Annotated in this window: 21 protein-coding genes; 11 read left to right on the plus strand and 10 right to left on the minus strand. The window is 63.5% G+C overall.

Annotated features, from left to right (window positions below; translation table 11 throughout):
- Positions 1-9 precede the first annotated feature (9 nt).
- From ACZ9A3_RS21490 to bioB, 8 genes are all read right to left on the minus strand, one after another.
- Positions 10-1,293 carry a GGDEF domain-containing protein gene (locus tag ACZ9A3_RS21490; RefSeq protein ID WP_045199217.1) on the minus strand — a complete coding sequence of 428 codons (1,284 nt, stop codon included), beginning with the start codon at positions 1,291-1,293 and terminating at the stop codon, positions 10-12.
- Between the two features lie 221 nt (positions 1,294-1,514).
- Positions 1,515-3,320 (minus strand): phenylacyl-CoA dehydrogenase, encoded by a 1,806-nt coding sequence (locus ACZ9A3_RS21495; protein WP_476253097.1) that lies wholly within the window; start codon positions 3,318-3,320, stop codon positions 1,515-1,517.
- A 269-nt stretch (positions 3,321-3,589) separates the two neighbouring features.
- A complete protein-coding gene (locus tag ACZ9A3_RS21500) occupies positions 3,590-3,886 on the minus strand; it encodes a hypothetical protein (RefSeq protein ID WP_045199215.1) in 297 nt (98 codons plus the stop codon).
- Positions 3,887-3,993: 107 nt separating this feature from the next.
- The gene (bioD, locus tag ACZ9A3_RS21505; RefSeq protein ID WP_093378882.1) at positions 3,994-4,674 is read right to left on the minus strand and encodes a dethiobiotin synthase; all 681 of its coding nucleotides are present in this window, start codon (positions 4,672-4,674) and stop codon (positions 3,994-3,996) included.
- A 1-nt stretch (position 4,675) separates the two neighbouring features.
- Positions 4,676-5,500: a malonyl-ACP O-methyltransferase BioC gene (gene bioC / locus ACZ9A3_RS21510; RefSeq protein ID WP_476253098.1), complete on the minus strand. Its 825-nt coding sequence runs from the start codon at positions 5,498-5,500 to the stop codon at positions 4,676-4,678.
- Entirely contained in the window at positions 5,493-6,224 is a 732-nt protein-coding gene (locus ACZ9A3_RS21515) for an alpha/beta fold hydrolase (RefSeq protein ID WP_093378876.1), read from the minus strand. Before ACZ9A3_RS21515 ends, bioC begins: the two co-directional genes overlap by 8 nt.
- Positions 6,217-7,389, minus strand: coding sequence for an 8-amino-7-oxononanoate synthase (gene bioF, locus ACZ9A3_RS21520; protein WP_476253099.1), 1,173 nt, complete (start codon positions 7,387-7,389; stop codon positions 6,217-6,219). The genes ACZ9A3_RS21515 and bioF overlap by 8 nt, the downstream gene beginning before the upstream one ends.
- 7 nt (positions 7,390-7,396) lie before the next feature.
- A complete protein-coding gene (bioB, locus tag ACZ9A3_RS21525) occupies positions 7,397-8,455 on the minus strand; it encodes a biotin synthase BioB (RefSeq protein ID WP_045199206.1) in 1,059 nt (352 codons plus the stop codon).
- Between the two features lie 89 nt (positions 8,456-8,544).
- On the opposite strand from bioB, the gene ACZ9A3_RS21530 reads away from it, so the two are divergent.
- The 5 genes from ACZ9A3_RS21530 (at position 8,545) to rarD (ending at position 14,166) form a co-directional block, all read left to right on the plus strand.
- Positions 8,545-9,282, plus strand: coding sequence for a ComF family protein (locus ACZ9A3_RS21530; RefSeq protein ID WP_093378871.1), 738 nt, complete (start codon positions 8,545-8,547; stop codon positions 9,280-9,282).
- A gap of 59 nt (positions 9,283-9,341) precedes the next feature.
- A complete protein-coding gene (locus tag ACZ9A3_RS21535; RefSeq protein ID WP_476253100.1) occupies positions 9,342-10,106 on the plus strand; it encodes a TOBE domain-containing protein in 765 nt (254 codons plus the stop codon).
- 63 nt (positions 10,107-10,169) lie between these two features.
- Positions 10,170-12,077 (plus strand): PhoX family protein, encoded by a 1,908-nt coding sequence (locus ACZ9A3_RS21540; protein WP_258595161.1) that lies wholly within the window; start codon positions 10,170-10,172, stop codon positions 12,075-12,077.
- A 161-nt stretch (positions 12,078-12,238) separates the two neighbouring features.
- On the plus strand, positions 12,239-13,213 hold the full coding sequence (locus ACZ9A3_RS21545; RefSeq protein ID WP_093378854.1) for a serine/threonine protein kinase: 975 nt from the start codon (positions 12,239-12,241) through the stop codon (positions 13,211-13,213).
- Between the two features lie 65 nt (positions 13,214-13,278).
- Positions 13,279-14,166 (plus strand): EamA family transporter RarD, encoded by an 888-nt coding sequence (rarD, locus tag ACZ9A3_RS21550; RefSeq protein WP_045199195.1) that lies wholly within the window; start codon positions 13,279-13,281, stop codon positions 14,164-14,166.
- A 97-nt stretch (positions 14,167-14,263) separates the two neighbouring features.
- Here the strand turns inward: rarD and ACZ9A3_RS21555 are convergent, their stop codons facing one another.
- Complete coding sequence (locus ACZ9A3_RS21555; protein ID WP_045199194.1) at positions 14,264-14,782, minus strand: glycine cleavage system transcriptional repressor; 519 nt, start codon at positions 14,780-14,782, stop codon at positions 14,264-14,266.
- Between the two features lie 435 nt (positions 14,783-15,217).
- Between ACZ9A3_RS21555 and ACZ9A3_RS21560 the strand changes: the two genes are divergently transcribed.
- Positions 15,218-17,395: a malate synthase G gene (locus ACZ9A3_RS21560; protein WP_093378849.1), complete on the plus strand. Its 2,178-nt coding sequence runs from the start codon at positions 15,218-15,220 to the stop codon at positions 17,393-17,395.
- 68 nt (positions 17,396-17,463) lie between these two features.
- On the opposite strand, the gene ACZ9A3_RS21565 is transcribed toward ACZ9A3_RS21560, so the two are convergent.
- Entirely contained in the window at positions 17,464-17,907 is a 444-nt protein-coding gene (locus ACZ9A3_RS21565) for a response regulator (protein WP_093378845.1), read from the minus strand.
- Positions 17,908-18,142: 235 nt separating this feature from the next.
- On the opposite strand from ACZ9A3_RS21565, the gene ACZ9A3_RS21570 reads away from it, so the two are divergent.
- The 5 genes from ACZ9A3_RS21570 to ACZ9A3_RS21590 all read left to right on the plus strand — a co-directional run bounded on the left by ACZ9A3_RS21570 (position 18,143) and on the right by ACZ9A3_RS21590 (position 24,898).
- Entirely contained in the window at positions 18,143-20,080 is a 1,938-nt protein-coding gene (locus ACZ9A3_RS21570) for a DUF294 nucleotidyltransferase-like domain-containing protein (protein WP_195885932.1), read from the plus strand.
- Entirely contained in the window at positions 20,077-20,787 is a 711-nt protein-coding gene (locus ACZ9A3_RS21575; RefSeq protein WP_093378840.1) for a 3'-5' exonuclease, read from the plus strand. The genes ACZ9A3_RS21570 and ACZ9A3_RS21575 overlap by 4 nt, the downstream gene beginning before the upstream one ends.
- A gap of 95 nt (positions 20,788-20,882) precedes the next feature.
- A complete protein-coding gene (locus ACZ9A3_RS21580) occupies positions 20,883-21,401 on the plus strand; it encodes an RNA polymerase sigma factor (RefSeq protein ID WP_093378835.1) in 519 nt (172 codons plus the stop codon).
- Positions 21,398-22,378 carry a FecR family protein gene (locus ACZ9A3_RS21585; RefSeq protein WP_045199184.1) on the plus strand — a complete coding sequence of 327 codons (981 nt, stop codon included), beginning with the start codon at positions 21,398-21,400 and terminating at the stop codon, positions 22,376-22,378. The genes ACZ9A3_RS21580 and ACZ9A3_RS21585 overlap by 4 nt, the downstream gene beginning before the upstream one ends.
- A gap of 93 nt (positions 22,379-22,471) precedes the next feature.
- Complete coding sequence (locus tag ACZ9A3_RS21590) at positions 22,472-24,898, plus strand: TonB-dependent siderophore receptor (protein WP_476253101.1); 2,427 nt, start codon at positions 22,472-22,474, stop codon at positions 24,896-24,898.
- The last annotated feature ends 7 nt before the right edge of the window (positions 24,899-24,905 follow it).

A 24,905-nucleotide genomic window follows, 5' to 3' on the forward strand; every position in this document is an offset into this window, starting at 1 on the left:
CTATTTCGGTCACGCCATGCGTACGGCACCACGCTTGGCCTGTACACCGTAGGCGACGACACAGTTACGCCCGGCACCTTTGGCGCTGTACAAGGCCTGGTCGGCGGACTTGAGCACTTCGTCGGGTGAGCGATGATCGGCCAGACGCTCGCTGACGCCGATACTGATGGTCACCGAAACGCTTGAGGCCGCCGACGCACCGCGGCGCTGGCGCCCTTGCTGGTCGTCCTGGGGGCGGCTGTCCTGATTGCGCAACTGGATGTTGTAGTTGGCGATCACCTCGCGCACGGCCTCAAGGTGCGGCATGCACTCCTCGATGCTCTTGCCGGCGAACACCACGGCAAATTCCTCACCGCCATAGCGATAGGCCCGACCACCGCCGGTAACTTTGGACAGCTTGCTGGCCACCAGGCGCAACACCTGGTCACCGACGTCGTGGCCATGGGTGTCGTTGAATTTCTTGAAGTGGTCGACGTCGGTCATCGCCAGCACATAGTTGCGCCCCAGGCGCTGCATGCGTTCGTTGAGCGCGCGGCGGCCGGGCAAGCCGGTCAGCTCATCGCGGAAGGCCATCTGATAAGCCTCGTGGGACACCGCTGCGGCAATCATCAGCATCACCTGGCTGCACATGATGTTCAGGGTGAACGGCAGGATGAAAGTCTTGGGCAGCATCCAGAAGATACCGATCAGGCCGATCAACTGCGCGGCATGCAACGGCCGTGGCTGGCGCAGGTACTGCACCACCAGCAGGATGAAGGCGCAGAAGAACACCGGGTAGGCCAGCTGGATCAGGCTCATCCACTGGCCGTGCAGCGATGGCCAGCGGATCTCCGCCAGCCAGCTCAGCAGTGCCTGCGGGAAACTCTGCTCCAGGCCCAGAGCGACGCTGCCCACGGCCAGCAGTACGGCGAAGCGCGCGACCATGTCCTGGAACAGGTGGGTACGCTCCTGCCAGGCGCCATACAGGGCAAACATCAGCGGCAACAGCAGGCAAACCAGGTGGAACACCACCGCTGCGTCTTCGCGCACGCGACCGTTGTCGCGGTAGAAGTCGGTCTGGGTGTCGAGGAGAAAGTAGGCGATGTACACCGTGAGCATCAGAAACAGTTCGCGCTGACGACGGTACACGGCGCAATAGGCGCCGCCGAGCAACAGGACCAGAGTAGGCAGGACATTGAACAGTGAGGTGAAAAAGACACTGAGGTCTCTCACATAAGCGGCCGCGAGCCCCGACACCAGCAAACAGACTGATGGCAGGAAGTGGCTCAGGCGTACAGCGGATAAACGAAACAAGGGTAATCTCCGACCCGGCAGATCAATAATGGCATTGTGCCTTAATGTATCGGCAGCGCACATGAATAGATGAATGCGCTTGGTCGGTGGGAGCGGGCTTGCCCCGCGATAGCATTCTGTCAGCTACCTCACATCGCGGGGCAAGCCCGCTCCCACAGAAAACAAAAGGCAAAAAAAACGCCTGCCGGTGAGGGCAGGCGTTTTTCCTTACAGCCTTTGAATCAGTACGACAGACCGAAGTGCTCTTCGTTCATGTCCATCAGGTTGTTGGCGCCCGACAGCATGGTTGCGACATGGGTGCGGGTACGCGGCAGGATGCGCTGGAAGTAGAAACGCGCGGTCTGCAGCTTGGCGGTGTAGAAGGCTTCTTCAGTGGTGCCGGCAGCCAGCTTCTCGGCAGCCAGGCGCGCCATGTCGGCCCAGAAGTAGGCAAGGCAGGCGTAACCGGAGTACATCAGGTAGTCCACCGAAGCGGCCCCGACTTCTTCGCGGTCTTTCATTGCGGCCATACCGACCTTCATGGTCAGCTCGCCCCACTCTTTGTTCAGCTGGGACAGCGGTGCGACGAACTCGCTGATCGCCTCGTTGCCTTCGTTGCCCTGGCAGAACTTGTGCACGATCTTGGTGAAGCCCTTGAGCGCTTCGCCCTGGGTCATCAGTACTTTACGGCCGAGCAGGTCCAGGGCCTGGATGCCGGTGGTGCCTTCGTACAGCATCGAGATGCGGCTGTCGCGAACGTTCTGCTCCATGCCCCACTCGGCGATGAAGCCGTGGCCGCCGTAGATCTGTACGCCGTGGTTGGCTGCTTCGAAGCCGACTTCAGTCATGAACGCCTTGGCGATCGGCGTCATGAAGGCCAGCAGTGCGTCGGCTTTCTTCTTCTCTTCTTCGTCCTGGCTGTACTTGACGATGTCCACCTGCTTGGCGGTGAAGTAGACCATGGCGCGGTTGCCTTCGGCGAACGCCTTCATGGTCAGCAGCATGCGACGTACGTCCGGGTGGACGATGATCGGGTCAGCGGCTTTGTCCGGCGCTTTCGGGCCAGTCAGCGAGCGCATTTGCAGGCGGTCGCGAGCGTATTTCAGGCCGCCCTGGAACGCCACTTCAGCGTGGGCCAGGCCTTGCAGCGCGGTACCCAGGCGAGCAGTGTTCATAAAGGTGAACATGCAGTTCAGGCCTTTGTTGGCCGGGCCGATCAGGTAGCCGGTAGCGGCGTCGAAGTTCATCACGCAGGTGGCGTTGCCGTGGATGCCCATCTTGTGTTCGATCGAGCCACAGGAAACGGCGTTGCGCTCACCGACAGTGCCTTCGGCGGTCGGCAGGAACTTCGGCACGATGAACAGCGAAATGCCTTTGGTGCCAGCCGGTGCATCGGGCAGGCGGGCCAGGACGATGTGGACGATGTTGTCGGCCATGTCGTGCTCACCGGCCGAGATGAAGATCTTGGTGCCGGTAACTTTGTAGGAACCATCAGCCTGAGGTTCGGCCTTGGTGCGCAGCATGCCCAGGTCGGTACCGCAGTGTGGCTCGGTCAGGCACATGGTGCCGGTCCATTCGCCGGATACCAGCTTGGTCAGGTAGGTCTCCTGCTGCTCGGCGGTGCCGTGCTCGGAGATGGTGTTCATCGCGCCGTGGGACAGGCCAGGGTACATGCCCCACGACCAGTTCGACTCGCCAACCATTTCGCTGACCGCCAGGCCCAGCGACTCAGGCAGGCCCTGACCGCCGTGCTCGACGTCATGGGCCAGGCTCGGCCAGCCACCTTCGACGAACTGCTTGTAGGCTTCCTTGAAGCCGGATGGGGTTTTTACGCCCGACTCGCTCCAGGTGCAGCCTTCAAGGTCACCGACACGGTTCAGCGGGGCCAGTACCTGTTCACAAAACTTGGCGCCTTCCTCGAGGATGGCGTCAACCATGTCCGGGGTGGCGTCCTGGCAAGCCGGCAGGCTCTGATAATGCGCTTCGTAGCCGAGCAGCTCGTCACGAACGAAGCGAATATCACGCAAGGGGGCTTTGTAATCAGGCATAGCGATGAACCTCTGCTGATGAATCCTGGATAGGGAGACCGCGATATACCGACCAGCTCTAGGCGGCTTTCGGTCAAACAGTTGTTTGAAACATACGTTTACGCCGAAAACTTGTCAAGCATCAAGCAGAGGGCAGTTCGGCCATGCCAGACTGCGCGATTGCCCTGGCCAAATACCCCGCAAACGCGCAGCCGAGCGCCGGCCTGCAAGGCCAAGGCGCTGATACATAAAGACTAGTTGAAGGCGCGCAGAGGGCGAGCCGCAGGGGGTCAGGCGTAGGTATCGATCAGGGTGCCGAGCATTTCGTCCGATGCTTTGGCCACTTTGACACCAAGTTCGACCTGATGCTTGCCCAGCGCCATCTCGACGCTGCTGGTGGCCAGGTCCATCTGCTGGCTGCGATCGACCGCACGCAGGCGCTCGGCCTGATAGTCGCTGGACTGGCTGGTGGCGGCACGCTCGACGGTGGTGTTGGCGATCTGGCTGGCGGCCTGATCGACGCGATTCTGCCCGGCCTGAATGGCGCCGAGCCCTGCGTAGTAGACTGAGTTGCCCGAGATTTCCATGTCGAAACTCCATGACGCTGAAGGCGAACAGCCTCTATTGAAGCAGACTTGCCAACAAAAGGCCCGTTGAAAACACTAATGGCACTGTGCCTTACGATAGACGAGCGTCAGTCCAGCAGGTCCAGTTGCAAGTGCGCGGCCACCGCTTCAGCGCTGACCTGCTTGAGCTTCGGCACCCGCCCGAGGCACGGCGCCGGTAAACGTTCGGCGAGGCTGGCGAGGTTTTCCTCCAGGCGCGAGGTGCGCGGGTCGACAATGTTGGCCACCCAGCCAGCCAGTTGCAGGCCGTCGCGGGCAATGGCTTCAGCCGTCAGCAAGGCGTGGTTGATGCAGCCCAGACGTACGCCGACCACAAGGATCACCGGCAGCTTCAGGGCCACGGCCAGGTCCGACAGATTGGCCTGGTCGGACAGCGGCACTCGCCAGCCGCCAGCACCTTCGATCAGGGTGAAATCAGCGCCTTGGGCCAGTACCTCGCGCATCGGCGTCAACAAGGCCTGCACGCTCAGGGCGATACCGGCCTCACGCGCCGCCAGGTGCGGGGCAATGGCCGGCGCGAAGGCGAACGGGTTGACCTGCTCGTAGGGCAGCTTGAGCGAACTTTCGGCGATCAGCGCCATGGCATCGGCGTTGCGCAGGCCCTGGCTGCTGGCCTCGCAACCGGACGCCACCGGCTTGGCACCGAGGGTGCTCAGGCCGGCCAGGTGCGCGGCGTGCAGCAGGCCGGCGGCGATGGTGGTCTTGCCGACGTCGGTGTCGGTCCCTGCAATGAAATAGGCCGGGTTCATCTCAATCCCCTTCTACCGGCGGCTTTTGCAGTACACCGTAGACCACCTGGTAGGTCGCCGGTAGTCCTTGCGGCTGGCGGAAGCGCTCATAGGCCTGCAATAGCCCCTGCATGCGCGCGCGTCCGGTCAGGCCTGCCGGACGGCCGGGGTTGAGGTTGTGGGCGCCGAGGGCCTTGAGTTCGTGGGTCAGGCTGCGTACATCCGGGTAGTGCAACACATGGGGCCGGGCCTGCAGGCTCAGCACCTGCAGCTCACTTTCGCCGCACAGGCGCTGATAGTCCTCAAGGCGCCGGAAGCGATTGACGTGCACCAGGCCATCGACCGCCTGCCAGCTTTCGCGCAGTTCATGCAGGGTGCCGACGCAGAGGCTGGCGAACGCCAGTACGCCACCCGGTTGCAGCACGCGCCGGGTCTCGCTGAGCACGGCACGAAAATCGCCGCACCATTGCACCGCCAGGCTGGTGAAAATCAACTCGACACTGGCGTCGCGCAGCGGCAAGCGCTCGGCATCGCCAGCTACATAATGATGCGCCCCGCCCTGCTCGCGGGCGTGCTCGAGCATGCCTTCGGCGATGTCCACGGCGATACCGGCGGCTTGGGGAAAACGGCTATTCAGGGCGCGACTGAAGTAGCCGGTGCCACTGCCCAGGTCCAGCCAGCGTTGCGGTTCAAGTGCACCCGGCAACTGCTCAAGCAGCGCAGTACCTACCGCGCGCTGCAGTTCGGCGACGCTGTCGTAGCTGGCGGCGGCGCGGGAGAACGACGCAGCAACCTGGCGTTTATCGGGCAAGGCGCCGGGCAGGCCCGGCAGGGAAAGATCAGTCATCGCCACTCTCATGTACAAAGGCCTTGATTGCTGCCGCCAACTCATGAGGTGTTTCCATCACAAAACCATGAGCACTGTCTTCCAGCAGCCCGACTTCCACGTCGGGCAGAATCTCCAGCAACTCGCCGGCGACCTCCGCCGGCACCAGCTCGTCACGCCCGGCAAACAGGTGCAACTGCGGGCCGCCATAAGCTTGCACAGCCTTCCGGGTATCGAGCTGGCCGAGCACCTGCAACCCCGCCACCAGTTCCTCGGGGGCCGGCGCGGGCATGCAGGCGCTGAGCAACCGGGCCAGGCTGCGCGGCTCTTGCGCGCCCTGGCTGCACAGCGAAACAAAGCGCTTGAGGGTGACCTGGGTGTGATAACGGCAGCCTTCGAGGAAGGTCTGGAAGGTATCCACCGCCATACCGTGCGGCCAGCCTGGGCGCGAAACAAAACTGAGGTTGCTGCCCAGGGTGATCAAGCCATGGCAGTCATCGCCTCGGCGAGCAGCGAGCTCTGCGGCGAGCATGCCGCCCAGCGACCAGCCACCCAGCCAGGCATGGCGTGGCAGTTGCCGGTCGAGCTTGTCGAGCCAGTCTTCGGGGTTGCTCGACACTTGGCTGGGCAAGGCCTGGATCTCGACCCGCAAACCGGGGTCGATGGCCCGTAGGGTCGCCACCAGCGGTTGCAAGGCGGAGCTGCCCAGGCCCCAGCCCGGCAACAGGATCAGATGATTACGCATCAGCAAGCTCCAGCAGCGGATAACAGTCAGCCAATGCATTCAACAATAGCTGCACCTGCGCCGCGCTGTGCGCCGCACTCAGGGTCACGCGCAGCCGCGCACTGCCGGTAGGCACCGTGGGTGGGCGGATCGCGGTCACCAGCAAGCCGCGCTCGCGCAGCAGCTGCGACAGGCGCAAAGCGCGCGCGCTGTCGCCGATCAGGATCGGCTGGATTGGCGTGAAGCTGTCCATCAACTGCAGGCCAATCTGCTCGGCGCCGCGGCGAAACTGCTGGATCAACGCCGCCAGGTGCTCACGTCGCCAGTGTTCGCTGCGCAGCAGTTCCAGGCTGCGCAGGGTGGCGCAGGCCAGCGCCGGTGGCTGGCTGGTGGTATAGATGTAGGGCCGGGCGAACTGGATCAGGCATTCGATCAGCTCTTCGCTACCCGCCACGAAAGCACCCGCGGTACCGCAAGCCTTGCCGAGCGTGCCGATCAGCACCGGCACCTGCGCCAGTGTCAGGCCGAAATGCTCGACGATGCCGCCGCCGTTGCGTCCCAAGGTACCCAGGCCATGGGCGTCGTCGACCATCAGCCAGGCGTCGCGGGCATTGGCCGCTGCAGCCAGGGCGGGCAGATCGGCCAGGTCGCCGTCCATGCTGAACACCCCGTCAGTCACCACCAGGGTGTTGCCGACGGCCTTGTCCAGGCGGCTGGCCAGGCTCTGGGCATCGTTGTGCAGGTAGCGGTTGAAGCGCGCGCCGCTGAGCAGCCCGGCATCGAGCAGCGAGGCGTGATTGAGGCGGTCTTGCAGCACCGTATCGCCCTGCCCGACCAACGCGGTCAGAGCACCGAGGTTGGCCATGTAGCCGGTAGTAAACAGCAGTGCCCGCGGCCGCCCGGTAAGTTCGGCCAGGGCTTCTTCGACCGCGTGATGCGGACTGCTGTGGCCGATCACCAAGTGCGAAGCGCCGCCGCCGACACCCCAGCGCTCGGCACCGGCGCGCCAGGCGGCGATCACTTCCGGGTGATTGGCCAGGCCCAGGTAGTCATTGCTGCAGAACGCCAGCAACGGCTGGCCGTCGACCACCACTTCAGGGCCCTGCGGGCTTTGCAGCAGCGGGCGCTGACGGTACAGGTCAGCCGCGCGGCGTTGCTCGAGCCGCGCGCGAAGATCAAAAGCCATGCGCGCCTCAGGCCGAGGCAGCGTTGTAGAACAGCTCGCTGCTCTTGTGCTCGACCAAGGCCTGCTCGATGGCCGCCTGGTGAACTTCGTCGGCGTGTTCTTCACCGGCTTCGGGCTGGATGCCCAGGCGCGCGAACAGTTGCATGTCCTTGTCGGCTTGCGGGTTGGCGGTGGTCAGCAGTTTCTCGCCGTAGAAGATCGAGTTGGCACCGGCAAAGAAGGCCAGGGCCTGCATCTGCTCGTTCATCGCTTCGCGGCCGGCGGACAGCCGCACGTGGGATTTGGGCATGAGGATGCGGGCCACGGCGAGCATGCGGATGAAATCGAACGGGTCAACGTCTTCGGCGTTTTCCAGCGGAGTGCCGGCGACCTTTACCAACATGTTGATCGGGACCGACTCCGGGTGCTCCGGCAGGTTGGCCAGCTGGATCAGCAACCCGGCGCGGTCGTCCAGCGACTCGCCCATGCCGAGGATGCCACCCGAACAGATTTTCATCCCGGCGTCGCGCACATAGGCCAGGGTCTGCAGGCGATCGCTGTAGGTGCGGGTGGTGATGATGCTGGCGTAAAACTCCGGCGAGGTGTCGAGGTTGTGGTTGTAGTAGTCCAGCCCGGCCTCGGCCAGCGCCTGGGTTTGCTCAAGGTCGAGCTTGCCGAGGGTCATGCAGGTTTCCAGGCCCATGGCCTTGACCCCTTTGACCATCTGCAGCACGTAGGGCATGTCCTTGGCCGACGGATGCTTCCAGGCCGCGCCCATGCAGAAGCGGGTCGAACCAATGGCTTTGGCGCGGGCGGCCTCTTCGAGGACCTTCTGCACTTCCATCAGCTTCTGTTTTTCCAGCCCGGTGTTGTAGTGGCCGGACTGCGGACAATATTTGCAATCTTCCGGGCAGGCGCCGGTCTTGATCGACAACAGGGTCGAGACCTGCACGCGGTTGGCGTCGAAATGCGCGCGGTGCACGGTTTGCGCCTGGAACAGCAAGTCATTGAACGGCTGCTGGAACAGGGCTTTGACCTCGGCCAGGGACCAGTCGTGACGTGTTGTTGCAGTTGTGCTGGCGCTCATCGGCGGTTCCTTGTTTAGGCTTGTACAAGCGCCGGCACAGGAAACCCCGCCAGCGCATCACGGATAGCTCGCATAGTTAAGGAAGGCTGATGCACTGTCAACCACAAGTCAAAAACAAGGTTTACAACTGGCTATTTAATAACCATACCTGTCTGCTCTGCAATGAAGCGGCCGAGCAGCCCTACCCTTTGTGTGTCGCCTGCGAAAGCGAACTGCCCTGGCTCGATGAGCATTGCCAGGTCTGTGCCCTGCCGCTGCCCATGCACGGTCTGGTTTGCGGCCAGTGCAGCCGGCGCCCGCCGGCTTTCTATCGGGTCGAGGCGCCCTGGCACTACGGCTTTCCGGTCGATGCGCTGGTCACCCGCTTCAAGCACAACAGCCAGTGGCCGCTGGGCCGCCTGCTGGCGCAACTGCTCGGGCGCTGGTTGATCCATCGCTTTGAAGAAGGGCTGCCGCGCCCGGCCTTGTTGCTGCCGGTGCCGTTGGCAAAGCGGCGTTTGCGCCAACGTGGCTACAACCAGGCGGGCATGCTCGGTCACTGGCTGGCGCAGCAACTGGGCATAAGCTGCAGCGAACAGGTGCTTATCCGCACCCTCGATACCCCGGCCCAGCAAGGTCTCAAGGCGCAGGCGCGCAAACGCAACCTGCGCCAGGCCTTCGCCATCCACGACAGCAAGCTGATTGCCGGGCGTCATGTGGCACTGGTGGATGACGTGCTGACCACTGGCGCTACTGCCCAGGCCTTGGCCAGCCTGCTGCTCAAGGCGGGCGCCCGGCGGGTCGATGTCTATTGCCTGGCGCGCACCGCCAAGCCCGGCAGCGCTTGACTTGCACGCAGGGTGCGGGCACTTTCGGGCTGTTTCCTTTCAGGTGCCCGTTACCGCTTATGTCTCTGCCTGCCCTGCTCACCCAGCACATCGTCCGCCGTCCGCAGCGTATTGCCTTGCTGCAACACATTGCCGAACAAGGCTCGATCACCCGTGCGGCGAAAAGCGCCGGCATGAGTTACAAGGCCGCCTGGGATGCCATCGACGAGCTCAACAACCTGGCGGCCAGCCCGCTGGTCGAGCGCAGTGTCGGCGGCCGTGGCGGCGGTGGGGCCAAACTGTCCACCGAAGGCCAACGGGTGCTGCGCCTGTACCAGCGCTTGCAGGCGCTGCAGGCGCAGATCCTCGAAGCCGCCGAAGACGCCAGCGATCTCGACCTGCTCGGCCGCCTGATGCTGCGCACCAGCGCGCGCAACCAACTGCACGGGCGTATCAGTTCGATCGAGACCCAGGGCCGCTATGACCGCATCAGCCTGACCCTGGCGGGTGATCTGCGCATCGACGCCGAGATCACCCACGACAGCACCGCTCGCCTGGAACTGAGCCCCGGTACCGCCGTCGTCGCCCTGATCAAGGCCGGCTGGCTGGAGTTGCTCGGCCTCGATGAACAACCTGCCGAGGGCTACAACTGCTTGCCGGTCAAGGTCGATGCCTTGCTTGACGACGCCGAGGGCCCCACCGAAGTGCGCCTGGCCCTGGCCAGCGGGCAAACCCTGTGTGCCTTTGCCGAAGCTCACTGGCTTAAGGATCACCGGGTCGTTGTAGGTAGCGACCTGCAAGTGCAGTTCCAGCCTTCCTACGTACTTCTCGGAACGCCGCTGTAAAACTGCCACAAAACCGTCATGCGCCCTGACTAAGGTGACTGCCAAACCCGCAGGAAGCCTGTCATGCACCTATTAGAAGAACACCAGCCAACCGACCTCGAACAGCTCACCCGTCTCAGCCGCCGGCGCTTTATCGGTGCCGGGGCCCTGTGCGGCGCAGCGTTGTTTCTCGGTGGCAATCTGCTCAGCCGCAGCGTTCTGGCCGCCAGCGTCAGCGCCGGCAACAGCAGCCTGCTGGGCTTTGCCAGCATTCCCGCCGCCAGCGCCGACAGCATCAGCCTGCCACCAGGCTACAAGGCCCGGGTGCTGATCAGCTGGGGCCAGCCGCTGCACGCCAACGCGCCAGCCTTTGACCCTTCCGGCAATGGCAGTGCCCAGGCCCAGGAACTGCAGTTCGGTGACCACAACGACGGCATGAGCCTGTTCCCCTTCCCCGGCGACGACAACCGCGCGCTGATGGCGATCAACAACGAGTACACCAACTACCGCTACCTGTTCAGCCACGGCGGCAAACCGGCCTCTGCCGAAGAGGTGCACAAGGCCCAGGCCGCTGAAGGGGTGTCGGTAATCGAAGTGCGACGCGCCGACGGCCAGTGGCAATTCATCCAGGATTCGCCCTACAACCGACGCATCCATGGCAACACGCCCATCAGCCTCAGCGGCCCCGCCGCCGGCGATGCCCTGCTCAGAACCGCGGCCGACAACAGCGGGCGCAAGGTGCTGGGTACCTTCCAGAACTGCGCCAACGGCAAAACCCCCTGGGGCACCTACCTGACCTGCGAAGAGAACTTCACCGACTGCTTCGGCAGCAGCGATCCGGCCCAGGCCTTCGATACCGCGCAGAAGCGTTATGGCGCTTCGGTCAGCGGCAAGGACGTCGACTGGCACCCGCACGACCCGCGCTTTGACCTGGCGAAAAACCCCAACGAACTCAACCGCCATGGCTGGGTGGTCGAGATCGACCCGTTCGATCCGCAATCAACACCGGTCAAGCGCACCGCCCTGGGCCGCTTCAAGCACGAAAATGCCGCCCTCGCCGAGACCGCCGACGGCCGCGCCGTGGTGTACATGGGCGACGACGAGCGAGGCGAGTTCATCTACAAGTTCATCAGCCGCGAGCGCATCGACCACAAGAACGCCAGCGCCAACCGCAACCTGCTGGACCACGGCACCTTGTATGTGGCGCGCTTCGACGATGGCGACCGTACCCCTGACCATCCGCGCGGCAAAGGCCAATGGCTGGAGCTGACCCACGGCAAGCACGGCCTCAACGCCGCCAACGGTTTTGCCAGCCAGGCCCAGGTGTTGATCCATGCACGCCTGGCCGCCAGTCACCTGCAGGCCACGCGCATGGACCGCCCGGAGTGGATCGTGGTCAGCCCCAAGGACGGCCAGGTCTATTGCACCCTGACCAATAACGTCAAACGCGGTGAAGACGGCCAGCCGGTCGGCGGCCCCAACCCGCGCGAGAAGAATGTCTACGGGCAGATCCTGCGCTGGCGCGAAAGCGCCGATGACCATGGCGCCATGAGCTTCGACTGGGACCTGTTCGTGGTGGCCGGCAATCCATCCGTGCATGCCGGTGATGCCAAGGCAGGTTCCGCCAACATCACCCCGCAAAACATGTTCAATAGCCCCGATGGCCTGGGCTTCGATGCCGATGGCCGCTTGTGGATACTGACTGACGGCGACTACAGCAACAGCGGTGACTTCGCTGGCATGGGCAACAACCAGATGCTCTGTGCAGATCCTGCCAGTGGCGAGATCCGCCGCTTCATGGTCGGCCCGGTGGCCTGCGAAGTGACCGGCATCGCCTTTGCCCCGGACCAGCGCACGCTGTTCGTCGGTATCCAGCATCCGGGCGAAACCGGCGGTTCGACCTTCCCCGAGCACCTGCCCAATGGCAAGCCGCGCTCGTCGGTGATGGCAATCAGCAGGGAGGATGGTGGGATCGTTGGCGCCCATCTGTAGGAGCGGCGGTGCGACAACTCAACTTGACCCGCGATGACGCCAGTGCAGACGGCACATCAGTTGGTGTCTGCATCGCGGGGCAAGCCCGCTCCCACACGAGCCGGCGATGTGCGATACCATGCAGGAACCTTGCGGCCACCTGCCGCATAGCAGGAGCGAGCATGTCCCACCCCTTTGAAACACTCACCCCCGACCTGGTCCTGGACGCCGTGGAAAGCATTGGCTTTCTCAGCGACGCCCGGGTGCTGGCACTCAACAGCTACGAGAACCGGGTCTACCAGGTGGGCATCGAAGGGGCTGAACCACTTATCGCCAAGTTCTACCGCCCGGACCGCTGGAGCGACGCGGCGATCCTCGAAGAACACAGCTTTACCGCGGAACTCGCCGAATGCGAAGTGCCGGTGGTGGCGCCACTGGTGCACAACGGCGAGACCCTGTTCGAGCACAGCGGCTTTCGCTTCACCCTGTTCCCGCGCCGCGGTGGTCGCGCGCCGGAGCCAGGTAATCTTGATCAGCTGTATCGCCTCGGGCAATTGCTCGGCCGCCTGCACGGGGTTGGCGCTACCCGCCCGTTCGAGCATCGCGAAGCGCTGGCGGTGGATAACTTCGGCCACGCCTCGCTGAACACCCTGCTCGAAGGCAACTTCATCCCTAAAAGCCTGCTGCCGGCTTTCGAATCGGTAGCCCGCGACCTGCTCAAGCGGGTCGAAGCGATCTACGCCAGCACCCCGCACCAGGTCATCCGCCTGCACGGCGACTGCCACCCGGGCAACATGATGTGCCGCGACGAAGTGTTCCACATCGTCGATCTCGACGACTGCCGCACCGGCCCGGCCGTGCAGGACCTGTGGATGATGCTTGCCGGCGAACGCCACGAGCGTCTTGGCCAACTCGCCGAGCTGATGGATGGCTACAACGAGTTCCACGATTTCGACCCGCGCGAGCTGGCGCTGATCGAGCCTCTGCGCGCCCTGCGCCTGTTGCATTACAGTGCCTGGCTGGCCCGGCGCTGGGACGATCCGGCGTTCCCGCGCAGCTTCCCCTGGTTCGGCCAGGAGCGCTACTGGGGCGACCAGATCCTCGCCCTGCGCGAACAAATGGCGGCGCTGGATGAAGAACCGCTGAAATTGTTCTGAAGCGCGTGCGAGTCTGTCTACAATAGCCCCCTGCTTTTAGATAGCTGCCTAAGCAAGGAATCTGCATGCACGCCGCCAACCCGCGCCGCGGGTACATCCTGGGCCTGAGCGCCTACATCATCTGGGGTTTGTTCCCGCTCTACTTCAAAGCGCTGCAAAGCGTCCCCGCGGTAGAAATCATCGTCCACCGGGTGCTCTGGTCGGCGCTGTTCGGCTCGTTGCTGCTGCTGGTCTGGAAACATCCGGGCTGGTTACGCGAACTGCGCGAAAACCCCAAGCGCCTGGCGATCCTGGCCCTGAGCGGCTCGCTGATCGCCGGCAACTGGCTGACTTACGTGTGGTCAGTAAACAATGGCCGCATGCTTGAAGCCAGCCTGGGCTACTACATCAACCCGCTGGTCAACGTGCTGCTGGGCATGCTTTTACTCGGTGAACGTCTGCGCCGTTTGCAGTGGGTCGCAGTAGGGCTGGCCGCGCTTGGGGTAGCGCAACAAGTTTGGCAGGTCGGTAGCCTGCCTTGGGTATCCCTGGTACTGGCGCTGAGCTTTGGTTTCTATGGCTTGATCCGCAAACAGGCGCCGGTCGCCGCCCTGCCCGGGCTGGTGGTGGAAACCTGGATGCTGGTGCCGCTGGCCATCGGCTGGATGCTGCTCAACCCCATGGCTCACAGCGCCCAGGCCAGTTTCTATACCAGTAGCGAAGCCTTGTGGCTGATAGCCGCAGGTCCGGTCACCCTGGTGCCGCTGGTGTGCTTCAACGCCGCCGCCCGGCACCTGCCCTACACCACCCTGGGCTTCTTGCAGTACCTGGCGCCAACCCTGGTCCTGCTGCAGGCGGTGTGGCTGTTCGGCGAGCACCTGTCGAGCAGCACCTTGGTGGCCTTCATGTTCATCTGGGCGGGCCTGGCGCTGTACAGCGTCGACGCCTGGCTGAGCCTGCGCCGGCGCAGCTGATCAAAAAACACACAACCACCTGCAGGCCACGCCAATCGTGGCCTGCAGCGACATCTCCCAAGCTTATCCACAGGCGCATCCCCGATAACCGGGATAACTAATCCTCGGGGCGCAGGTTCAATTCGACCATCAGGTCGTCGGCCAATGCCTCCAGCTTGCCCTGCAACACCTCCAGCGACAGCGTCAGCGGCACCGCCAGCAAGGCATCGGCATGGAACAGCGGTTCGCTGCTCATCGGCGCCGGTCGCACCTCGGTGGTCAGGCGCTCGACGTTGACGCCCTGCTCGGCCAGCAGCCGGGTAATGTCGCGAACGATACCCGGGCGGTCATTGCCCACCAGCTCCATGGCGATCGGCTTCCAGGTGCAGGACGGCTCAATGCCGCTCTCGGCGATCAGCACACGAATGTCGTGCTTGATCAGGGCCTTCAGCGCCTCGACCAGTTCATCGTAGGACTCGGCCGGCACCGCTACCTTGAGAATGCCGGCAAATTGCCCGGCCATGCGCGACATGCGGCTCTCCAACCAGTTACCGTTATGCTCGGCAATGCATTGAGCGATCCGCTCGACCTGCCCGGCCTTGTCGGGGGCGATCACTGTCAATACGAGATGATCCACGCGCTAACCCTCTGCTTTTGACGTTCAGCCCCCGAAATCAAAGGGCGCGCAGAAAGTATAGGCAAGGCGCGGCAACCTGCCGCAGGAGCAGCGATTGACTAATCGTGTACTGTTTCAAGATTTATCTGGAACAATCTGCCGCTTTTTTGAGAACATACGCACTCCCAGCGTGACCCTATGCGACCAATTGGTCGCAGAACGACGTATTTAGTCTGATTTTCACAACCGCAGCGCATCATGTAGTATGCCGCAGCGTGGACTACAAAACGTTGGATCGATGTCTGCCAAGGCGCCTGTGAAAATACGCCAACGCCTGCCAGCCTGTCTGGCAGGCCGCACCCAGCCGCCCACAAGGGCATGTTCTGGTGCCGTGTTTAGAGAAGCGCGCAAGGCTTAAATAGAAGAGCTGAATAGCTGAGCAGAGTGAGGCAAGCAATGACTGAACACGTTCAAGTCGGTGGCCTTCAGGTCGCCAAAGTCCTGTTCGACTTCGTGAACAACGAAGCCATTCCCGGAACCGGCGTCAACGCCGAACAATTCTGGGTGGGTGCGGAAAAGATCATCAACGACCTCGCTCCAAAGAACAAAGCACTGCTGGCCAAACGTGACGCACTGCAGGCGCAGATTGACGCCTGGCACCAGGCGCGCAAAGGCCAGGCTCACGATGCCGTGGCTTACAAGGCCTTCCTTCAGGACATCGGTTACCTGCTGCCAGAAGCTGCAGACTTCCAGGCCTCGACCCAGAACGTCGACGACGAAATCGCCCGCATGGCCGGCCCTCAGCTGGTCGTGCCGGTCATGAATGCCCGCTTTGCCCTGAACGCCTCCAACGCCCGTTGGGGTTCGCTGTACGACGCGCTGTATGGCACTGATGCCATCAGCGAAGCCGGCGGCGCAGAAAAAGGCAAAGGCTACAACAAGGTTCGCGGCGACAAGGTGATTGCCTTCGCCCGCGCCTTCCTCGACGAATCGGCGCCACTGGCTGCCGGCTCCCATGTCGACTCCACTGCCTACCGCATTGAAGGCGGCAAGCTGGTGGTCGCCCTCAAGGGTGGCAGCAACAGCGGCCTGCGCGACGATGCCCAGCTGATCGGCTATCAGGGCGACGCTTCGGCGCCGACTGCGATCCTGCTCAAGCACAACGGCCTGCACTTCGAAATCCAGATCGACGCCAGCACCCCGGTCGGCCAGACCGACGCCGCCGGGGTCAAGGACGTGCTGATGGAAGCCGCCCTGACCACCATCATGGACTGCGAAGACTCGGTTGCCGCCGTCGATGCCGACGATAAAGTGGTGATCTACCGCAACTGGCTGGGCCTGATGAAAGGCGACCTGGCCGAAAGCGTCAGCAAAGCTGGCCAGACCTTCACCCGGACCATGAACCCGGACCGCGAATACACCGCGCCTAACGGTGGTTCGGTCAGCCTGCACGGCCGTTCGCTGCTGTTCGTGCGTAACGTCGGGCACCTGATGACCATCGACGCCATCCTCGACAAGGACGGCAACGAAGTGCCGGAAGGCATCCTCGATGGCCTGGTTACCAGCCTCGCCTCGATGCACAACCTCAATGGCAACACCAGCCGCAAGAACAGCCGCACCGGCTCCATGTACATCGTCAAACCGAAGATGCATGGCCCGGAAGAAGCTGCGTTCACCAACGAGCTGTTCGGCCGCATCGAAGATGCCCTGGGCCTCAAGCGCAACACCCTGAAAGTCGGGATCATGGACGAGGAGCGCCGCACCACGGTCAACCTCAAGGCCTGTATCCAGGCGGCCAGCGAGCGCGTGGTGTTCATCAACACCGGCTTCCTCGACCGTACCGGTGACGAAATCCACACCTCCATGGAAGCCGGCGCCGTGGTGCGCAAAGGCGCCATGAAGACCCAGAAGTGGATCGGCGCCTACGAAAACTCCAACGTCGATATCGGCCTGGCCACCGGCCTGCAAGGCCGCGCCCAGATCGGTAAAGGTATGTGGGCCATGCCGGACCTGATGGCCGACATGCTCGAGCAGAAGATCGCCCACCCGCTGGCCGGTGCCAACACCGCCTGGGTACCGTCGCCGACTGCTGCCGCGCTGCACGCCCTGCACTACCACAAGGTTGATGTGTTCGCCCGTCAGGCGGAACTGGCCAAGCGTACACCGGCTTCGGTCGATGACATCCTGACCATCCCGCTGGCGACCGATACCAACTGGTCGGACGAAGAAAAGCGCAACGAACTGGACAACAACGCTCAGGGCATCCTCGGTTACGTGGTGCGCTGGATCGACCAGGGTGTCGGTTGTTCGAAGGTGCCGGACATCAACGATGTCGGCCTGATGGAAGACCGCGCCACCCTGCGGATTTCCGCACAGTTGCTGGCCAACTGGCTGCGTCACGGCGTGGTCAGCGAAGCGCAGGTTCTGGAGAGCCTCAAGCGCATGGCGCCGGTGGTCGACAAGCAGAACGCCAACGACCCGCTGTACCGCCCGCTGGCTCCGGACTTCGACAACAACATCGCCTTCCAGGCGGCGGTTGAGCTGGTCGTCGAAGGCAGCAAGCAACCGAATGGTTACACCGAGCCGGTGCTGCATCGTCGTCGTCGCGAGTTCAAGGCCCGGAACGGCCTGTAATCGCGTTGTCTTCATCGCGGGTCAAGTCGGAGCGGCGGTGCGCCGATCCGACTTGACCCGTGATGGCTTCAGCCTATCCCCAGTTCCCTGCGCACCAACCCCACCAGCTTGTCCAGATCGATCGGCTTGAGCAGAAAGTCGACGACGCTCAAGTGCATCGCCTCGATGGCGTCTTTCACATCCGCAGCCCCTGAGACGATGATGATCGGCATCGCCGCGCGCTCCGATTCGCGAATCTGACGTATCAGCTCAAGCCCACCGAACGAGCCCATGCGCAGGTCGGTGATCACCAGACCGATACCGCGCTCCTTGGCCAGGCACTCCAGCGCCTGCTTGCCGCTGTTGGCGGTCAGGCATTTGATGCGTTTTGAACTCAGGTACCTGGCCAGGGCATCGCGGGCCACACGGTTGTCGTCGACGATCAAAACCTTGGGCGGCGCAGCCTCAGGCGCAATCACCGATGCCAGGGCTTTGCGCTCGGCTTCGCTCAGTATGTCTTCGTGGTCGGACATGGCTGTCTCATCATCAATGACCTGCAAAATGTCCTGTGAATCAAGTTCAGACCGCATTGAGATTACTTGCAAACTGCCTTTCGTCGGCAAATTGACACATGACGCAACGCTTCAACAGCCTGACGCAGTTTATAGACTTACGTCCAATGGGCACTGAGCAGCCCGCGGCCGACCATGAACAACGAAAACAACAAGGTCGATGGTCACAGCTCGACACAAAGACGCGGTAATGCTCATGAGCAAAAAGGACGCCTTCGCCCAGGCAGGAAAGACTGCAGTCATGCAGAACATCCAGGGGACCATGCAGTTTCTGCAACGCTTTCCACCCTTCAATCAGATGGAGAACGCCCACCTGGCGTTTCTCGTCGAACAGTGCCAACTGCGCTTCTATGCGGCCAATGACAGCATCATCAAGCCCAGCGACGGCCCGGTCGAGCACTTCTACATCGTCAAGCAGGGCCGGGTGGTCGGTGAGCGTCAGCACGTAAGCCGCCCGGGCACCGAAACCACCTTCGAGATCACCAGCGGCGAGTGCTTCCCGCTCGCCGCCCTGCTCGGCGAACGGGCGACCCGTACCGAACACCTGGCCGGCGAAGATACCTTTTGCCTGCAATTGAACAAGGCCGCGTTCATCCGCCTGTTCACCCTGTCCGAAGCCTTCCGCGACTTCGCCCTGCGCGGGGTCAGCAGCCTGCTCGACCAGGTCAACCAGCAGGTCCAGCGCCGCGCGGTGGAAACCCTCGGCAACCAGTATTCACTGAACACCCGCCTGGGCGAGCTGGCCATGCGTCACCCGGTAGTCTGCGACCCGGCCACGCCGTTGCGTGAAGCGGTGCGGCTGATGCACGAGCAACAGGTCGGCAGCATTGTCATCGTCGACGAGCAGCGCTTTCCCATCGGCATCTTCACCCTGCGCGACCTGCGCCAGGTGGTGGCCGATGCCAGCGCCGACTTCGCTCAGCCAATCAGCCGGCACATGACCGCCGCGCCGTTCTACCTGAGCCCGCAAGCCAGCGCCTTCGACGCCGCCATCGCCATGACCGAGCGGCATATCGCCCACGTCTGCCTGGTCGAAGAGCGGCGCTTGTGCGGCGTGGTGTCCGAGCGGGACCTGTTCTCCCTGCAACGTGTCGACCTGGTGCACCTGGCGCGCACCATCCGCCACGCCAGCCGGGTCGAAAACCTGGTATCGCTACGCGGCGAAATCAGCCAGCTGGTTGAACGCATGCTCGCCCATGGCGCGTCTTCGACGCAGATCACCCAGATCATCACCCTGCTCAACGACCACACCGTGTGCCGGGTGATCGAGCTGGCCATCGAAGACAAGGGCGACCCGGGCGTGCCCTTCAGCTGGCTGTGCTTCGGCAGCGAAGGCCGCCGCGAACAGACCCTGCACACCGATCAGGACAACGGCATCCTCTTCGAAGCCCGCGATGCCGCCCATGCCGCCGAACTACGCGGGCGCCTGTTGCCGCTGGCCCAGCACATCAATCAGGGCCTGGCGCAATGCGGCTTCAGCCTGTGCAAGGGCAACATCATGGCCGGCAACCCCGAGCTGTGCCTGTCCCGCGCCGAATGGGCACGGCGCTTTGCCGCTTTCATTCGCGAAGCCACGCCCCAAAACCTGCTGGCGTCGAGCATTTACTTCGACCTGCGGGTGGTCTGGGGCGACGAACAGGCCTGTGAGCAACTGCGCCAGAGCATCCTCGAGCAGGTAGCCGACAACCGCCTGTTCCAGCGCATGATGGCCGATAATGCCCTGCGCCAGCGCCCGCCGGTGGGACGTTTCCGGGAGTTCGTGCTGACCCGCCAGGGTAACGACAAGGCCGCCACTCTCGACCTCAAGGTCCAGGGCCTGACGCCGTTCGTCGATGGCGCACGGTTACTGGCCCTGGCCAACGGCATCGGCGCCAACAACACCCTGGAGCGCCTGCGCCAACTGGTGGCCAGGCAAGTGATCGACCCGCTCGACGGCGCCGCCTATGAAGAGGCCTACCACTTCATTCAGCAAACCCGCATGCAGCAACATCAATTGCAAAGCCGGCAGAACCTGCCCTACTCCAACCGGGTCGACCCCGACAGCCTCAACCACCTGGACCGGCGCATCCTGCGCGAGTCGCTGCGCCAGGCCCAGCGCCTGCAAAGCAGCCTGGCCCTGCGGTACCAGCTATGAGCCTGTTTGCCTGGCTGCGCCCCAGCCAACCGCGGCTCGACGAGCACCTGCGCCAGCGCGTGGAGCAACTGACAGCCCCCGCGCCGCTGGCCGAACACAGCCTGCGCCAGCAGCGCTGGGTGGTGCTCGACCTGGAAACCAGCGGCCTGAACCTCAACCGCGACCAGGTGCTGTCGATTGGCGCGGTGGTGATCGAAGACGGTGCCATCGACTTCAGCCAGCAGTTCGAACGCACCCTGCACCAGCGGGACCACAAGCTCACCTCCAGTGTGCTGATCCACGGCCTGGGCCCCAGCGCCATCGCCGCTGGCAGTGATCCAGCCCAGGCGCTGCTGGAGCTGATGGACTTTATCGGCGACAGCCCGCTGCTGGCGTTTCATGCACCGTTCGATCAACGCATGCTTAGCCGAGCGCTGAAGGACCACCTGGGCTATCGCCTGCAGCATCCGTTCTTCGATGTCGCCGAGCTGGCACCGCTGCTCAACCCGCAGATCACCCTGCGTGAAGCCGGGCTGGATGACTGGACCGCCTACTTTGGCCTTGAGGCCGCCGAACGGCACAACGCCAGCGCCGATGCCATGGTCACCGCCGAGCTGGCGCTGATTCTGTTCAGCCAGGCCCGCCGCCAGCAGCTGGACAGCCCGGCCTTGCTCGACCAGCAGTTGCACCGCCTGCGCAGGCGGCGGCAACAAAGTCATGGCTTTTAAGCATCATCCGATGAGCGTGAATTGCGTCTAATGGGGAGCTTCTGCGACAATCGCGAATAATTCTCGTTAGTTAACGCATCTTTTCGGGGAACGCCTTGTCGTCTGTGCAAAGCCCACACACTGAGCTGGTCGGTACGCTTTACCGCGACCATCGCAGTTGGCTGCTCGCCTGGCTGCGGCGCAACATCGCCTGCGCCGAGCGCGCCGAAGACCTGAGCCAGGACACCTTCGTGCGCCTGCTCGGGCGCGAGCAATTGCCGGCGCCACGCGAACCCCGGGCGTTCCTCCTGGCCATTGCCAAGGGCCTGCTGTTCGACCACTTTCGCCGCGCGGCACTGGAACAGGCGTACCTGGCCGAACTGATGCTCATCCCCGAAGCCGAACAGCCCTCTGCGGAAGAACAGCACCTGATCCTCGAAGACCTCAAGGCCATCGACCGCCTGCTCGGCAAGCTGTCGAGCAAAGCCCGGGCGGCGTTCCTGTACAACCGCCTGGACGGCCTGGGCCATGGCGAGATCGCCGAGCGTCTGGGGGTTTCCGTGTCGCGGGTGCGCCAGTACCTGGCCCAGGGCATGCGCCAGTGCTACGTGGCGCTGTACGGTGAGCCGACATGAACAGCAAGCCGGTTTCGGCGCGGGTACTGGATGCCGCGATCGCCTGGCAGCTGTGCCTGGACTCGGGCAGCGGCAGCGCCGATGAGCGCGCCGAGTTCGCCCGCTGGCACGCCGCCAGCGAAGAGCACGCCCGTGCCTGGCTGCAACTGGGCATGCTCGACCAGCGCTTCAGCGCCGCTGCCGGCCCTGCGCGCCAGGCCCTGCTGCAATCACGCGCCGGCCTGCGCCAGCGGGTGCGCAAGCTGGGCAGCGGCCTGGCCAGCCTGGTGCTGGTGGTCGGCCTGCTGAGCTGGGTCAGTGCCCATCAATCGCTGGGCTATTGGTTGGCCGACCAGCGCACCGGCACCGGCGAGCAGCGTACCTTGCGCCTCACCGACGGCACCCTGATCAGCCTCAACACCCATTCGGCGGTGGATATCCGCTTCGACGAGAAACAGCGCCTGATCGTCCTGCACGAAGGCGAAATCTCCATCGAGACCGGCCACAAGGACGATCGTCCGTTTGTAGTCACCACCGAAGACGGTCGCCTGCGTGCCCTGGGAACGCGCTTCCTGGTCAAGCTCGAAGATCAGGGCACACGCCTGAGCGTGCTGCAGTCGGCAGTAGCGGCGCGCCCGCAAGACAGCGGCGACGAGCAGATTTTCAAGGAAGGCCAGCAGGTGCTGATGAACCACGACCGCCTGGGCCGCGCCGACGGCCTGGCCGCCGGAGCCGATGCCTGGACCCGCGGCATGCTGGTGGTCGACAACGTGCGCCTGGCCGATCTGGTCGAGGAGCTGGGGCGTTACCGCAGCGGGCACCTGGGGGTTGCTACGGATGTGGCCGACCTGCGCATTACCGGCAGCTTCCCGCTCAATGATATCGACCTGGCACTGACCTCGTTGCTACCGACCTTGCCGGTGCAGATCGAGCAGCGCACGCCGTGGTGGGTGACGGTGGTGGCTAAAAGCGATACGCCGGCGAGCAGCGTGAAATAAAAATCAAAATTATTTTCACTAACCCCTGACACTTTTTCCAACTCACTCGGCAAGGAAGCTAGTTAGCACTTACTTCCGTCGAGGAGCCGCTGTATGTCCCGCGCTTTTGAGAACTTCCTGCGTCCCGGTCTGCTGGCCGTGGCCATTGCCCTGACAGCACCTCTGGCGAGCAGCCCGCTGATCGCTGCCGAGCAATCGGCCACCCTGCGCAGCTACAACCTGCCTGCCGCGCCGCTGTCGACCACGCTCAACCAGATCGCCAGCCAGGCTGGCATCGCTCTGGCCCTGGACCCGAGCCTGGCCAGCGGCCGCACCTCGGCGCCGGTCAACGGCCAGTACGATGGCGTCGGCGCCCTGCAAGCGGCCCTGCGCGGCACCGGCCTGCAACTGCAGCAGAGCAGCGCCGGCACCTACAGTCTGATCGCCACCCCCGAGGGCACCCTGGCGCTGCCGGAAACCAGCGTCAACGCGCGCAGCGACTACGAAAGCGCCTGGGGCCCGGCCACCGGTTTTACCGCCACGCGCACCGCCGCTGGTACCAAAACCGACACCCCGATCGTTGAAGCACCCCGCTCGATGAGCGTGATCACCCGTGAACAACTGGACGACCGCCAGGTTCTCAACCTCAACGACGCCCTGCGCTACACCGCTGGCGTACAAAGCAGCGGCTATGGCTCCGACACCCGCGCCGACTGGCTGCGGGTGCGCGGTTTCGACCCGACCCAGTTCCTCGACGGCCTGCCTTTGCCCAAAGGCTCGTTCGCCAACCCGAAGGTCGAGCCGTGGAACCTTGAGCGCATTGCCGTGCTGCGCGGCCCGGCCTCGTCGGTGTATGGCCAGACCCCGCCCGGCGGCATGCTCGACATGGTCAGCCGTCGCCCCCAGGCTGAAAGCGCCCACCAGGTCGAAGCCCAGGTTGGCAGCAACAACCACCGCCAGATCAACTTCGACAGCACCGGCAAGATCGATGACGACGGCCAGTTCCTGTATCGCGTCAGCGGCGTGGTACGCGACAGCGGCGCACCGACCGACCACGTTCCAGACAAGCGCTACAACCTCGCGCCCAGCCTGACCTGGAACATGGATGAAGACACCAGCCTGACCTTCATCACCCAGTTCACCCGTGACGACACCGGTATCAGCGGCCAGTTCCTGCCGCTGCAGGGCACCAAGCTGGGCTCGCCGGCTGGCGACATCTCCCACCACAAGAACCTCGGTGACCCGGACTGGGAGTTCTACGATCGCACCTACTACGCCCTGGGCTATGCCTTCGAGCACCGTCTGAACGATGTCTGGCAGTTCCGTCAGAACCTGCGCTATACCAAGAGCGACCTGTCGTTCCAGGGCATCAACGTCGCGACCATGAACAACGGCCTGGTCGAAGCAGACGGCAGCGTCCCGCGTGAAACCGGCATCGTCAACGAAGACATCAGCCAGTTCGCCGTCGACAACAATTTCCAGGCCGACTTCCAGACCGGCGCCCTGAGCCACACCCTGCTGATCGGCCTCGATCACCAGCGCTCGAACACCAATTACCGCTGGGACTACGGCCTGGCCTTCAGCGTGCCGCCAGGCAACGTGATCAACCCGCCGTACGGCCAGGACTTCTCCAAGGTGTCGTACTTCACCATGTACGACTACGGCCAGAAAACCCGCCAGACCGGCTTCTACATTCAGGACCAGATCGCCCTCGACAACTGGCGCCTGACCCTGGGCGGGCGTGAAGACTGGGTGCACACCGGCACCACCTTCCACAACCAGAACGATGCCACCAGCACCGAGCGCGACAAGGCCTTCACCGGCAACATCGGCCTGAGCTACGTGTTCGACAATGGCGTAACCCCGTACATCTCCTACACCGAGTCGTTCCAGCCGACCACCGGCGCCGCCGTCGCCTCCACTGACTCGTTCAAACCCACCGAAGGCCGCCAGTACGAAGTCGGCATCAAGTACCAGCCGGTGGGCAGCAAGAACCTCTACACCGCTGCCGTGTATGACTTGCGCCAGGACAACGTGAAAGTCACCGAAGGCAACATTACCCAGCAGGTTGGCCAGTTGCAGGTCCGCGGCCTGGAACTGGAAGCCACCACCCAGGTGACCGAGAACCTCAAGGTGATCGGTTCCTACAGCTACACCGATACCGAGATCCTCAAGGGTGCGGCCAACGAGCAAGGCAACCGCATGGCCCTGATCCCGCGCAACCAGGCGACCCTGTGGGCCGACTACACCTGGCACAACGGCCTGCTCGACGGCTTCGGCGTCGGCGGTGGCGTGCGCTATGTCGGTGACAACTACGGCAACACCACCAACACCGATCTGGGCTATGTCGGCTCCTACACCGTCTACGACGCCTCGGTGCACTACGACCTGGGCCGCAAGGTCAGCACGCTCAAAGGCATGACCGTCGCCGTCGAGGCCAAGAACCTGTTCAACAAGGACTACCTGGCCAACTGCGACGGTTACTGGTGCTACTACGGTGACGAGCGCAACGTGGTTGCCAGCGTCAACTACAAGTTCTAAGGCCGCG

The organism is Pseudomonas sp. TE4620, from assembly GCF_056279045.1.